We start from the raw sequence: 12,793 nt of genomic DNA, 5'->3' as shown, positions 1-12,793 counted from the left end.
AGAGCTTTCACTCAGCAACATCAATGGCTTCTCGCGCGCCAGGTCGGCGCGCGGGCGGCCGCTCTGTTTTCACCATAGAAGGACCAGCAAATGGCAGTTCTTACCAATACGTTCCAGACCACGCAGGCCGTCGGCAATCGCGAGGAGCTTTCCGACGTCGTGTCGCGCATCACGCCGGAAGATACTCCGATCTATTCGCTGATCGAAAAGGGCAAGTGCACGACCTATCACCCGGAATGGGAGACGGACGAGCTGGCCGCGCCCGGCGCCAACATCCGCGAGGAGGGCGAGGAATATGCTTTCGGCGCGATCACCCCGCCGAAGCGGCTCGGCAACTATACCCAGATCATGCGCAAGGACTGGATCATCTCCGCCACGCAAGAAGTGACGGCCGAGGCCGGCAACGTCCAGAAGCGCAAGTACCAGAAGCTGAAGAAGGGCGTCGAAATCCGCAAGGACGTGGAGTTCGCGATCGCCGACACCAATGCGTCGGTCAGCGGCGCCACCCGCGAATTCGGCTCGCTCAGCACGTGGCTGACGTCGAATGTGTCGCGCGGTGCCGCCGGCGCCAACGGCGGTTTTGACGCCGCCACCGGCCTGACGGTGGCGCCGACGGACGGCACGCAGCGTCCGTTCAGCAAGACGATCCTCGATTCGGTGATGCAGCAGGGCTACCAGAACGGCGCGAATTTCCGCCATGTCTCGGTCTCGCCCTATGTCAAATCCGTCTTCGTAACCTTTATGTCCGACAGCAATGTCGCGCCCTTCCGCTACGCGGTTTCGCAGGGCGGCGAGCGCAACACCATCGTTGCGACGGCGGACTACTACGAAGGCCCCTTCGGCACGGTGATGATCCACCCGAACCGGGTCCAGGCGGTGAGCGCCGGCTTGGCCCGAAACGCCTTCTTCATCGACACCGACATGCTTTCCTTCCTGTGGCTGCGCAAGATCCAGGAAGACCGCGAGGTTGCCAAGACCGGCGACGCCGACAAAGGCGTGATCATCGGCGAGGGCACGCTGAAGGTGCACAACGAAAAGGGCCTTGGCGTCGCGGCCGATCTTTTCGGCTTGAGCGACGCAAGCTGACGACTGGCGCTACGCTGAAGGGTGCACAACCAAAAGGCCCTGGGCGCCGCGGCCGACTTGTTCGGCTGGCGGCGAATTGGTCTTCAGCACAGTGAGAGACGACAAAGGGCGGATTTGGTCCGCCCTTTGTCGTTGAAGCCGGGCAGTGCGGTCGAACGATCAAGTTAACAGAAGGGGCTCTCAATGGCCGAACCGACTTCAAAATTTCAACCGGAGACGTTGGACTTCATCGCTCGCAACGCGCGCGCAGTGGATCGTATCGCGAAGATTCTGGGGGTTCCGCCCGAATTGCTAATCGGCGCCGTCGCCAACGAACATGATACGCGATTCAACCCTGAGCTCTTTTGGAAGGGAACGGGGCCCATTGTTCAAAAGCTTGGCGATGTTGCGGCCACTGTCGATCTGCTTAGTAGAGAGCCGATCGACCATGAAGATATTGACCAAAACTACAATGCTTTACGGAAGGGGGAGAGAAACTCGTTCGGCAAGTTGGGGAATCCCGCAACAGTCGACGTGGGGCCAGGCAACATACGGATTAGCACTGCCATCGATCTTTTGCATGAATACGCGGAACAACATCCGGTCCACGAGGACGATCCATTGGAGCTCAAGAAGTATCTTGGGCACTACGATGCGTTGCGCGACGATCTCCTGAAATTCGACAAACCAGAAACAACCTTGGCTTTCGCTGGCCTGATGACGAGGAAAGCGGCTCTATTCTTTGAGAGCATCGACAGCGCGGCATGGCGTCGGTTGGCGCCGGAGCAGCAACACGCGTTGGGCGTCATGTACTACAAAATGGGCCCGCAAACCCTTGAGAAGAACATCAATGAAAGGCGCAGGAAGCTGAATGGAGCAGTTTTCTCCTTTAACCCCCACGGCGATGGCGGCGAGCAGCATCTGAACAATCTGCCCGGGATCAACAATGCGCTCCGCATCGGCCGTATCCAAGGTGAAAATGTGGTGCCTCACGTCCCTGAGGACGAACTCGTGAATATGCGTTCCGTAAACGGCCCAGTTATTCCCCGAAGTGCATGGCAAGGGCCCCGGAGGACAAATCCGGAGTTTACCTACGATGGCCGCGCAGCTGTATTGAAGATGCGCGGTGAGCTGGACGGGTATCGCGGGTTTGATACCCCCAGGGAGCGGCGAGCCTTGGAGCGGGAGGCGCCGCCATCTTCGTTGGGGAGCGTGCATGACAAGCGAGACGCCCAGCAGTGGCCGACCAAGTGGGCGCCTCCCTTTTCAGGTCTTGCACGTATTGGCAGAACAAAGAGCCGGACCGGGATAGCCTCCGCAATGTCGTACTGAGCTGGTTTGAATGACTCTCGGCAATGCGATGCGACCGCGTTTTCAGCGCCAGAACGGCGCCGCGCGAGGCTTTCTCGGAAAGACGCGACAAAACGAGATGTCCTCTTGCGCGTGTTCACGAAATGTTCTACAAGCAAGGCGAGCGATGCCCTTCAGCGCAACGGGCGTATTTGCGGCACGGTGGAGTAGGTTTGGAATGGTGCGGAGGGCGACAAGTTGAGGGTTTCTCGTTGTTTCACAAGAGGTCTGATCGTGGCTGCCATCGCGGCGCACGCGATGCCGGCGTTGGCGGCCGGCAAGGGTGCTGGCGCGGAGAGAGCTTTTGACGCCTTCCTGGGCTGCACGTCTGAGTTCTTTACGGTTCTGCAGGCCGAGGGATCAGCCTTCGGCGTGAGCGAGATCGTCGCTCCGGCGCCCGATCTCGCAGGCGAAGGCATGACGGAGACCGCCCAGGTGACCTTTGCCGCGCCCGTCGACGCCAATGGGATTCATCTTCTGAGATACTCGCAAATGAAAGCCTCCGGCCAACCGGACGCGTGGTGGTGGGGTTTCGTCACCGACCGTAAGCCAAGGGATCTCGTCGAGGGCATTCGCTTGGGCGAGCCGTCGGCGGAGTTCTTCGAGCAAGGCGGCTCATTTTACCGCGTCCTCGAAGAGGGAAACGCGCAGGGTGACACGGCATCAGCGCGCACGATGATGATCAACTCGACGGGAAAGCCGGATCACTCTCTCGTTCTGTGCGTCGTCACCGCCGACATGATGGGCGGCATGAAGGCGCTGCCCAACGCGGCGGACTTGTTCAGGCAATAGATTCCAGGAGCAGGAAGTGGGAACACGAGCGATGGCGTTTGTCGGTTTCATGCGCTTTCTGGCGGCACTGGGTGCCTTGGCATTCGCGGTGCCTGCCGCTGGCGCTGAGCCCGGCCGGGCGGACGTCGAAAAGGTGTTCGACGCATTTTTGAGGTGCAGGGCCGAATTTTTCGACCTGCTGGCCAGCCGCCGGGCGGATTTCCCTGCGAGAGAGTTCCGGGCGCATGAGGACTTTACTGCGCCGATCTGGGTGGACGCGCGACTGGTCCCGTTTTCCGCCGTGGTGAATGCCTATGGCGTGCCTCTCAGCGGATACCTTCAGATCCACAAGGAGGCTGCAGAGGGGCCCGGGCTGATGTGGGGATTTCGGGTGAATCGGGAACCGGTCGAGGTCGTGAAGTTGATCGAGGCGCGGCTTCGTGGCACCAAGTTTGCTAGAATCGGTGAAAATGCTTTTGAATTCCGCCTTGAGCCGACACCTGCCGAGGCGACCTGGGGGAGGCTGGCTACACCGAAAGCAACCTATCGGCAGCTGGTCGTCGACGAGGCCGACAGCCCCAAGCATTCTTTTCTCCTCTGCAATGCGACGGAAGACAGAATGCCGGAGCTAAAGACCGATGAGAGGACGGGCAGGAAGAGGCTTCCGCCCACGACAAGCCTTTTCGTTCTGCCGAAAACGGTGAGCGAGGAGGATGTGCTCGAGGAATTCTCTCGGTGCCGCCCCGAATTGTTTGCCACGCTCGCGCGGGCTAAAGGGCGTTTTGGAAAGGTGACAATCGAGCCCCTGTTTGTGGCCGCGCCGGATGGTCAGGCCGGGGAGGTGTCGGGGAGTACGGTGACCTTTGCTGAGCCGGTCAGAGCCTTCGGGTTGGATCTCGTCGCTTATACCCAGATGCTGCACACGAAGGACGGCAAACCCGTTTCCTTTTGGTGGGGGTTCCGAACGACGGGAGATCCGGTCTTCGCGGCCCATTGGCTCTCGATGCGCGCCGAGAGCCTCGGTGCAGCGCAGCGCATCGGTTGGGGGGAATGGGTGTTGGAAACGCGCCCTCGGACGAATGCGAAGGCTGCCGACGCGGCGGAGGAGGATCTTGCCTACCGCGTCTTCAAGGTCGAGCCGTTCGACTACCCGAATTTCACCAATGTGCTTTGTGGTGCGACCGCCGACATGACGGGGGCGATGAAAGCGCTGCCCGATCCCGCGGAATTATTCGAGCAATGAGATTGGAGCGGAATGGGGCATCGGGCCGATGACGCGTCCTAAAGTAAGGCATTCCCGAACTCAAAATCCGTCACTCGCTCCGTAGCGGCACATCGAAGCGGCTTTTTCGATTTTTTGCGGCGCCGCGACATCGAAGGACGCTCCCGCGGGGGGGGGGGAACGGTGAGCTGTCACCGGCACTCGCGTCCAGATTTAAAGTCCGCCTAGGACCGCAAGGCCGCCGGGCGACATTCACCAGTACCACGGTTTTTGAATATATTCTTATCCAGGAAATGCTCTCGGCCGCGATGGCGACTTCGCATCATGCAGAGTTTTCTGAACTAACGTGCCACCGTCATGAACAATTCGGAGGGATCAGGCAGGCCCGCCGCGGTAAAATCATCCGAGTTAACGGGGATTTTCCCGATCAGCCGATGGATTCTTTCGAAAGTTGTGCACGGGTAGCGACTGACATCTCAGGTCGTGAGACGTCAGCGAGAAACGCGATGAAACTCCCGGATTACCAGCACGACATTCCTTACGACCTTCCGCCGTGGCGGACGCCGATTCCGGCGGCCGTCCGGACTCTGATGGCAAGCCCTGGCGGTATTGAGCGCGTGTCTCAATACCTCCTTACCAAGGCGGTTCTTCGGAGCCGCCTTTTTTATTGGAGAAGGCAAATGCACGAAACAAAGAAGCCGGTGCCTGTCCGGCTGATCTATGACGTCTGGCTTAACGATGGCGAGCGGACGCCGGCCGGAACCGTCGTATTCTTGAGCCTTGGCGACGCCAAGGCGCTGATCGCCAGCGGCAAGGCCGAGCGGGCCGATCCACTGCCGGGAGAGTGACCATGGTGATCCGCGACGGTGAATGGAAGCTCTTCGATTATGATTTTCAGACCGGCCGTTCCGTCTGGGTGATGGAGGACGGCAACAGGACCCATTGGCGGACGGACTATCCGGTCGAGAACCTCGTCCGCCAGAACCAATTCACACGCCATGCCACCGCCGGCAATGCCTTCGGGGAATGGACGAAGGTGGCGTCGATCCCGCTCAACCTCGCGCATTCCGAAAACCTGGTGCGGGCGCATTCCGAAGGTGACGACCGCTATGTGAAGCGGTGGCTCAACGACGGCGACAACCGCGCCTGGCGCAGCTTCGAGGGACATCTATGACCATATCCGACTATGCGTCGCTGCTCGTCGACGCCGGTGAATATTCCGGCCGCGACGACGTTGCTCATCTCTTTCCGCGCTTTCTCGCGCTTGCCGAACTCAAGCTCAACCGTGTGATGCGCGTTGCCGAGATGGAAAAGGCAGCGAGCGTGCCCTTGGCGGAAGGCGTGGGCAGCCTGCCTGCGGATTTCCTGGAGGCGCGGCAGGTCCTTGCCGGCGACGGCCGACCGCTGCGAGCGCTGCCGCTGCAGGAGCTCAGCGGTCAAGGGACATCCGGCTGTCCGGCGATCGGCTATGCGATCGTCGGCAGCGCCATCGAGGTACGGCCGAAGAGCGGCGCGGACATCCGCCTGACCTACTACGCGAAAATCCCGCCGCTGACCGCCGAAGCCCCAAGCAACTGGCTGACCGAAAAGGCGCCGGATGTCTATCTCTACGCGCTCGTCGAGGAAATCGCCGTCTGGGAGCGCGATGCCGCCAAGGCCGGCGCGGCCGAGGCACTGAAGCGCCAGGCGATGGCCGGGCTCGGGCTTGCCGACGAGCGCCTGCGCTGGGGCAACGCCGAAATCGTCATCGGAGGGCTGACGCCATGACGCTTCTGACTGTGATCAACGAGGTTTCCGACGTCGTTTCGCTCGACCGTTTCGAAAGCGTCTACGGGACGAACGATCCGAACGCGCAGACGATGGTGGCTTTGGCCGAGGAAGCGGGAGCGGAGATTGCGCGGCGTGCCGACTGGAGGCGGATGCTGAAAGCGCATGTCGTCTCCGCTTCGCCGGAAATCCTCCCGGCCGACTACCAGCGGCTGGCACCGGGCGGCGCGGTGCGGGCAGGGGATGGCCGGTTCTTCCGGCTTGTCACCAACGGCGCACAATGGGCCGTGATCGTCGGCATCGCCTCGGCGGAGCCCTATTGCCGCTTGAGCGGCAGGGAGATGTTTTTCTCGCCGGCCGCTGCCGCCGCTGGCGCGACGATCGACTACGTCTCGAAGAACTGGGTCCTCGGCGATCCTTACGAGGAGCGTGACGTGTTCCGCGCCGACGACGACACGACGCTCTTTCCCGAGCGTCTGCTCGTCAAGGGACTGATTTGGCGCTGGAAGCGGCAGAAAGGCCTGCCTTTCGAGGACAATCTGGCAGAGTTCGAGGCCGATCTCCTGCAGGAGATAAATGCGGACAGGGGGACATCATGACGACATGGACGAATGCAGTTCGCCCTGGCCGCCTGCTGCAGACCAACCGCAGGCAGGCAAGCATCGGCCGGCCCCAGACATCGCAATCGGTGACCTTTCCCGCGCCGAAAGGCGGACTCGTGACGACCGCCGACATGGCGTCGCAGGTGCCAGGCTCCGCCACGGTGCTCATGAATTTCCTGCCGACGCTTGCCGGCTGCAAGATTCGCGGCGGTTCGCGCAAGATCGGGCTTGCGGCCGACGGCGGCGCCATAGGCAGCGCCTTCAAATACAAGTTCGGCAGCAATGAGAAGCTGTTCATGGCGACGGCGAGCGCGATCTACAACATGACCGCGCCGGCCGCGCCGCCGGCGACGACGGCCGCGGCCGTGAGCGGGCTTTCCGGCGGCGATTGGTGTGCCTTCCAGCATACGACCGCCGGCGGCTCGTTTCTCGTCTGCCTGAACGGCGCTGATACGCGCCGCGTCTATGACGGCACCGCCTGGACGACGACGCCTTCGATCACCTTTTCGGATGCGACGACCATGGCGCAGCTCAACTATGGCTGGCTGTTCAAGAACCGCGAATTCTTCCTGAAGAACGCGACGCTCGATGCCTATTACCTGCCGGTGAACGCCATCGGCGGTGCGGCTGCCGTGTTTCCGCTCGGCGGGGTGATGAAGAAGGGCGGCTCGCTCATCACGGGCTTCTCCTGGTCGCTCGAGAGCGGCGACGGGCTTTCCGATCTCTGCGTCTTCGTCTCGACGGAAGGGGAGATCGCGGTCTATGCCGGTTCCGACCCGTCGAGCGCCAGCGATTTCGCGCTGAAGGGCGTTTACCAGGTCGGCAAGCCGCTCGGAAAGAACGCCTGGATCCGCGTCGGCGGCGACGTGCTGATTGCGACTACGGACGGGCTGACGCCGATGTCGCAGGTGTTTCAGCGCGACCGGCAGGCGCTGACCCAGGTTTCGGTTTCACGACCGATCGAGGACGACTGGCGGCGAGCGGCGAATGCCACCGGTTCGGGCTGGACGCTCAAACCCTGGGCCGAGCAGAACCTGGTCTTCGTCGCCTTTCCCGACAACAGCGTCGTCAGCGACAAGACTTTCGTGCTGAACGTCTTGAACGGGCGCTGGGCGACGATCAGCAACTGGCGTGCGAACTGCTTCGAGACGCTGCAGGGCGGGCTCTTCTTCGGTTCGCGCGATGGCTATTGCTGGCAGGGCGACACCGGCGGCACTGACGACGGGCTGACCTTTGCGGCCACGTATCTCTCGCAGTTCACGCCGGCCGGGCAATTCGGCCAGCGCACGGCGGCAACCATGGCGCATATGTATTTCCGCGCCAAGACCCGGCCCAAGGTGCAGCTCTTCGCCCGCGCCGACTTCGACAGGACCGCGCCGCCTTTCGACCGGGTGACGGAAGGCGACGCGACCTCCCCGGAATGGGACGTCGGCCTCTGGGACCTGGCGCGCTGGGACGGCGTCTCGGAGACGCTGCGCCACGACTTTCGCCAGAACGTGCGGGCGAGTGGCGACATGCTGGCGGTCGGCTGCGTCATCACCTCCGGCGGGGCGGTGAAACTCGACATCGAGGTCGATCTCGCCACGCTGCAGGTCTCGGCCGGGGAGGCGAGCGCGTGAGCATCATCTGGGGCGGGGCGGGTGACCCCGCGACCAACGACGCGGTCGCCGGCTTCGTCGCCGCCCATATCGACGGCTGCGAAAGAGGCTTTGCCGATTTCACCACGCTCGGCGTGGCAGAGGAGGGCAGGCTTGTCGCCGGCGTCGTCTACCACAACTATTCACCCGAAGCGGGCGTCATCGAGCTTTCGGCCGCCTCGACCAGCAGACGCTGGCTGACGCGGCCGGTGCTGAAAGCCATGTTCGGCTATCCCTTCGACGAGATCGGCTGCCAGCTCGCCGTGCTGCGCGTCTCCGAGGAGAACCGCGGCATGGTCGACATTGCCCGGCGTTTCGGGTTCACGAGCCATCGTATTCCCCGTCTTCGCGGGCGGCAGGAAGCGGAAATCATCTTCACTCTGACGGACAACGGCTGGCGGGCGCACCCCGTCAATCGAAGGTAGGTGTGCTATCGGAAAATCAAAAGCTCCCACTCCCCCGGATCCGAAGGCGACGGCGGCGGCACAGACCGCGACCAATATCGGCACCGCGGTCGCCAACGGATACATGGGCAATGTCAACCAGGTGACGCCGGACGGCAGTCTCACCTACAGCTATGCGATGCAGAAATGGACCGATCCCTTGAGCGGGAACGTCTACGAGCTGCCGGTGGCGACGGCGACGCAGAAGCTCTCGGAGGTGCAGCAGAAGATCAAGAACCAGAACGACGCGGCGAACCTCAACCTGGCGACGCTCGCCACATCGCAATCGAGCCGGCTGAACGACCTGCTCGGCAAGCCGATGGACATTTCGAAGGCTCCAGCCGCGGGCGACCCGACGAAGCTCACCTTGCCGCAGTACCAGCAATTTACCAGCGGCCCCGCGCTTCAGACGTCGGTGGGCAACGCCGGAAACATCACCCGCAGCTATGAGACGGATTTCGACACGTCGAAATATGAGAATGCGCTGATGGCGCGGCTCAATCCGCAACTCCAGCGCGACCGCGCGGCGCTGGAAACGCGGCTTGCCAACCAGGGCCTGCAGCCGGGATCGGAAGCCTATAACCGCGCGATCGACGAGGCGAACCGGACCTCCAACGACGCCCGCATCGCGGCCGTGCTGAACGCCGGGCAGGAGCAGACGCGGCTTGCCAACCTCGCCAACCAGAAGGCGAGCTTCGAAAACGCCGCCCAGGCGCAGGCCTACGGCCAGGCGCTGCAGAATGCCGACTTCGGCAACAATGCTCGCCAGCAGATGCACCAGAACAGCCAATCGGCCACGGCAGCCAACAACGCGCTCAAGGACCAGAACTTCAACGCCGAGCAGGCGCGGATCAATGCCCAGAACACGGCGCGCTCGAACTTTCTCAACGAGCAATATGCGCAACGCAACCAGCCGATCAACGAAATCTCGGCGCTGCTCTCCGGCGCGCAAGTCAGCAACCCGAATTTCGTGCCGACGCAGGGTCAGTCGATCCAGCCGGTCGACTATGCCGGTCTGGTGCAGCAGAACTACCAGAACCAGATGGCGGCCTACAACGCCCGGCAGCAGGCGGGCGAGGGCCTGTTCAATTCTCTCCTGGGGCTCCTGCCCAAGTCCGATCGTCGCGCGAAGAAGAATATCGAGAAGGTCGGCAGGCTCAAGGGGCATAACCTCTACGAGTTCCACTACAAGGGCGAGCCGGCCGACGGACCAAAGCATATCGGCGTGATGGCGCAGGAAGTGGAAAAGACGCGCCCCGACGCGGTCAGCCGTGGACCCGATGGAATGCGTCGGGTGGACTACGGCCGGCTTTTCGCGGCGGGGAAGAGGCTGAAGTAGTAAGCGTGCAGCTCTGGCGCAATTTTCAGGCGGCCTCCCATCGGGAGGCCTTTTTCATGGAGGCCACATTGCCAAGAACAGGCGGAGTCTATTCCCCACCGGCCGGCACCAAGGGGGTGCCCAATACGACGATCCAGAGCGTGCCTTACAACGCGCTGATCGACGACCTCACGGCCGATGCCAATGCCGCGCGGCCGATCACCGCGGGCGGCACGGGCGCGACGAGCGCCAGCGCCGCGCGCGCAGCACTTGGCGCTCAGGCTTCGAGCGCGGCCCTGACCTCGATCGCAGGGCTTGTGACGAGCGCGGACAAGATGATCTATACGACGGCGGCCGACGCCTATGCGACCACCGCGCTGACGCCGTTTGTGCGGACGCTGCTGGATGACGCGACCGCCGCGGCCGCGCTGACGACGCTCGGCGTTTCAGCCTTCGCCCAGACGGTGCTCGACGACGCGGATGCCGCCACAGCGCGCGCCACGCTCGGGGCGAACAACGCGTCGAACCTGACGACCGGCACGATCCCCAACACCCGCGTCTCCGGCGTGTACGATCAATTCACCCAGGTCCGCGCCAGCTCCGACGGCGAAGCCTTTTCGCTGCTCGGCTCCGCGACCGGCGACCCCTTCATCGCGTTTTGGAAAGCGAGCGACCGCAAGGGCTATATCCAGCACCGGGATGGAACGGCGAATGGCGATGGCATTCGCGTGGCGAACGACGACACGGGCGATTATCTGTACGTTTCGAACGTGAACAGTATCGACGCCCTCAAATTCTACGACAGCTCGGTCGCGGCACATAACACGGTGTGGCACTCGGGCAATCTTGCCGCTTCCGACATCAACACGCTCTACGGCTACACGCCTGCGAGCAATGCGGTGCAGGTGGCAGCCGGCAACGGGTTGACCGGGGGCGGCGCGATTTCGGCAACCCGCACGCTCACATTGGGCACGCCGTCGGATATTACAAACTCGACGACGAACTCGGTCACGGCGACGAGCCACACGCATGCGTTGGGGTTTATCGCGGCGGAGGTATACACGGGTACGAGTGCGACCAACACAAATTACCCCGTCGGCACGTACATACTTGCACAAGATGCCGGCACCAACCGAAACGCGTCATCCCCAGTCTACTACAATTCTGGGGACAGTATCCGATTTAATACTGTATCCGGCACAGCTCTTTCCGGTACATGGCGCGCGCGCGGATATGAAGATCAATCTGGAGCTCGCGCTACTCTTTTTCAGAGGACGGCTTAAGTGGAACGAATTGATGCATCTCGGTTAAGCCTTAATGAAGTTTTCGGCGTTGTTGCCACTGCTGAAGTCGGTGTCTACAGAGTGCACTGTAATGTCGCCGATACGGCTGGTGAGATCTACGATTGCGAGTATATTAGCCGACCTGATGATCTCCACGGACTCAATCCCACAATCCGCCGATGGCTTGACGATCATCCAGATTATTCAATTGTTCCCTACACGCCACCAGCAGACGAGGACATCAGGAGATTGATGCCCAGCCTTACGGCGCGTCAGCTTCGCCTTGGGCTGATGGACGCAGGCATCACGTCGACGGAGGTGGTTGCGGCAATTGAGAAAATGCCGACGGAGCGAGATCGAAAGACAACAGCGGTTGAGTGGGAGTACGCCACGAATTTCGAGCGTTGCCACCCGCTGATAACTGCCATAGGTAACTTCCTTGGTTTAACGAACGCGCAGATCGACTTAATGTGGCGCTCGGCTAGCCAGATTTAGCCAATTCTCATTCTCAGGGTTGCGCGCAAATCCCAAGAATATGGAGTGTTGGTGAGGCGTTAAGAGGAGACGAAGTGACAGGCTCCACGCATGATAGGTGCGCGGCGATATAGCCGCCAACGCCCCTCAATCTTTCGCGTCCAGTAAGAGATTGTGCCACTGTCTGGAGAGTTGCAATGTACCCCTCCGGTGACGGCCGCCTTGCCGAGGTAGCCTGAAGACTGCAAGTCCTAGTGCAAGCACTAGGGATAGTCCTATGACGAAGCATCAGATTGAGGTCATTACGTCGGTCGAGCGGCGTCGGCGCTGGTCTCGTGAGGAGAAGGAGCGACTGGTCGCGGCGACGCTTGAGCCAGGCGCAAGCGTTTCGGAGATCGCGCACTCGGCCGGCATTCATGTGAGCCAGCTTTTTCGCTGGCGCAAGGAGCTCTGCCAAATCTCCGCGCCGTCTGTCCCGCAGCTCGTTCCGGTGGAGGTCGTCGAAGCGCTGCCTACGCCATCGATCTCGGCCGAGCCGCCGCCGGTCTCCCGGCCGCGCAAGAAGGCAAGCATCGTCACGATCGAGCTTGGCAATGGCCGTCGTCTCCGGGTCGGGAGTGACATCGATATCGAAGCCTTGGCCCGCATCCTCGATGTGCTGGAGCGGCGATGATCCCGGTTCCGAGCGGTGTGAAGGTCTGGCTGGCGACAGGCTATACCGATATGCGCAGGGGGTTTCCTGGCCTGTCGCTGATGGTGCAGGAGACGTTGAAGCGCGACCCGATGATATGCGTCGGATGAGATTATGTGGCGGCGTCGCTCGCAGTGCTGCGTTTCCCGGCCGGGTGCCCGCTCGGCCGC

The 12,793-nt window shown here is 62.0% G+C and carries 15 protein-coding genes; all 15 read left to right on the top strand.

All coding sequences use genetic code 11. The annotated features are described in order from the left end of the window. The first annotated feature begins 90 nt into the window (after positions 1 to 90). The 15 genes from ATB98_RS26325 (at position 91) to tnpB (ending at position 12,733) form a co-directional block, all read left to right on the top strand. The gene (locus ATB98_RS26325; RefSeq protein WP_066879207.1) at positions 91 to 1,086 is read left to right on the top strand and encodes a DUF5309 domain-containing protein; all 996 of its coding nucleotides are present in this window, start codon (positions 91 to 93) and stop codon (positions 1,084 to 1,086) included. A gap of 183 nt (positions 1,087 to 1,269) precedes the next feature. Beyond that, a complete protein-coding gene (locus ATB98_RS26320; RefSeq protein WP_153435940.1) occupies positions 1,270 to 2,397 on the top strand; it encodes a hypothetical protein in 1,128 nt (375 codons plus the stop codon). A 252-nt stretch (positions 2,398 to 2,649) separates the two neighbouring features. After that, positions 2,650 to 3,207, top strand: coding sequence for a hypothetical protein (locus ATB98_RS26315; RefSeq protein ID WP_066879201.1), 558 nt, complete (start codon positions 2,650 to 2,652; stop codon positions 3,205 to 3,207). A 31-nt stretch (positions 3,208 to 3,238) separates the two neighbouring features. Next, complete coding sequence (locus tag ATB98_RS26310; protein WP_066879198.1) at positions 3,239 to 4,429, top strand: hypothetical protein; 1,191 nt, start codon at positions 3,239 to 3,241, stop codon at positions 4,427 to 4,429. A 659-nt stretch (positions 4,430 to 5,088) separates the two neighbouring features. Next, entirely contained in the window at positions 5,089 to 5,256 is a 168-nt protein-coding gene (locus ATB98_RS29600) for a hypothetical protein (RefSeq protein WP_167354118.1), read from the top strand. Positions 5,257 to 5,258: 2 nt separating this feature from the next. After that, positions 5,259 to 5,582: a hypothetical protein gene (locus ATB98_RS26305; protein WP_066879196.1), complete on the top strand. Its 324-nt coding sequence runs from the start codon at positions 5,259 to 5,261 to the stop codon at positions 5,580 to 5,582. Further along, positions 5,579 to 6,175 (top strand): phage adaptor protein, encoded by a 597-nt coding sequence (locus ATB98_RS26300; RefSeq protein ID WP_066879193.1) that lies wholly within the window; start codon positions 5,579 to 5,581, stop codon positions 6,173 to 6,175. Before ATB98_RS26305 ends, ATB98_RS26300 begins: the two co-directional genes overlap by 4 nt. Beyond that, a complete protein-coding gene (locus tag ATB98_RS26295; RefSeq protein ID WP_066879190.1) occupies positions 6,172 to 6,774 on the top strand; it encodes a hypothetical protein in 603 nt (200 codons plus the stop codon). Before ATB98_RS26300 ends, ATB98_RS26295 begins: the two co-directional genes overlap by 4 nt. Then, positions 6,771 to 8,396 carry a hypothetical protein gene (locus tag ATB98_RS26290; RefSeq protein ID WP_066879186.1) on the top strand — a complete coding sequence of 542 codons (1,626 nt, stop codon included), beginning with the start codon at positions 6,771 to 6,773 and terminating at the stop codon, positions 8,394 to 8,396. The genes ATB98_RS26295 and ATB98_RS26290 overlap by 4 nt, the downstream gene beginning before the upstream one ends. Then, positions 8,393 to 8,839, top strand: a complete 447-nt coding sequence (locus tag ATB98_RS26285; RefSeq protein WP_066879183.1) for a GNAT family N-acetyltransferase — start codon at positions 8,393 to 8,395, stop codon at positions 8,837 to 8,839. Before ATB98_RS26290 ends, ATB98_RS26285 begins: the two co-directional genes overlap by 4 nt. A gap of 7 nt (positions 8,840 to 8,846) precedes the next feature. Continuing rightward, positions 8,847 to 10,196 carry a tail fiber domain-containing protein gene (locus ATB98_RS26280; RefSeq protein WP_066879180.1) on the top strand — a complete coding sequence of 450 codons (1,350 nt, stop codon included), beginning with the start codon at positions 8,847 to 8,849 and terminating at the stop codon, positions 10,194 to 10,196. A 56-nt stretch (positions 10,197 to 10,252) separates the two neighbouring features. Further along, a complete protein-coding gene (locus tag ATB98_RS26275; RefSeq protein ID WP_066879858.1) occupies positions 10,253 to 11,458 on the top strand; it encodes a hypothetical protein in 1,206 nt (401 codons plus the stop codon). Further along, positions 11,459 to 11,953 (top strand): hypothetical protein, encoded by a 495-nt coding sequence (locus tag ATB98_RS26270; RefSeq protein ID WP_066879177.1) that lies wholly within the window; start codon positions 11,459 to 11,461, stop codon positions 11,951 to 11,953. It abuts the gene before it with no gap. A 256-nt stretch (positions 11,954 to 12,209) separates the two neighbouring features. After that, the gene (gene tnpA / locus ATB98_RS26265; protein WP_066879174.1) at positions 12,210 to 12,605 is read left to right on the top strand and encodes an IS66-like element accessory protein TnpA; all 396 of its coding nucleotides are present in this window, start codon (positions 12,210 to 12,212) and stop codon (positions 12,603 to 12,605) included. Next, a complete protein-coding gene (gene tnpB, locus ATB98_RS28445; RefSeq protein WP_084435820.1) occupies positions 12,602 to 12,733 on the top strand; it encodes an IS66 family insertion sequence element accessory protein TnpB in 132 nt (43 codons plus the stop codon). Before tnpA ends, tnpB begins: the two co-directional genes overlap by 4 nt. The last annotated feature ends 60 nt before the right edge of the window (positions 12,734 to 12,793 follow it).

This window comes from Sinorhizobium saheli (genome assembly GCF_001651875.1).
Classification (GTDB): Bacteria; Pseudomonadota; Alphaproteobacteria; order Rhizobiales; family Rhizobiaceae; genus Sinorhizobium; species Sinorhizobium saheli.
The sequence above is the reverse complement of the archived record's forward strand: the minus strand, read 5'-3'. Positions and strand labels throughout refer to the sequence as shown.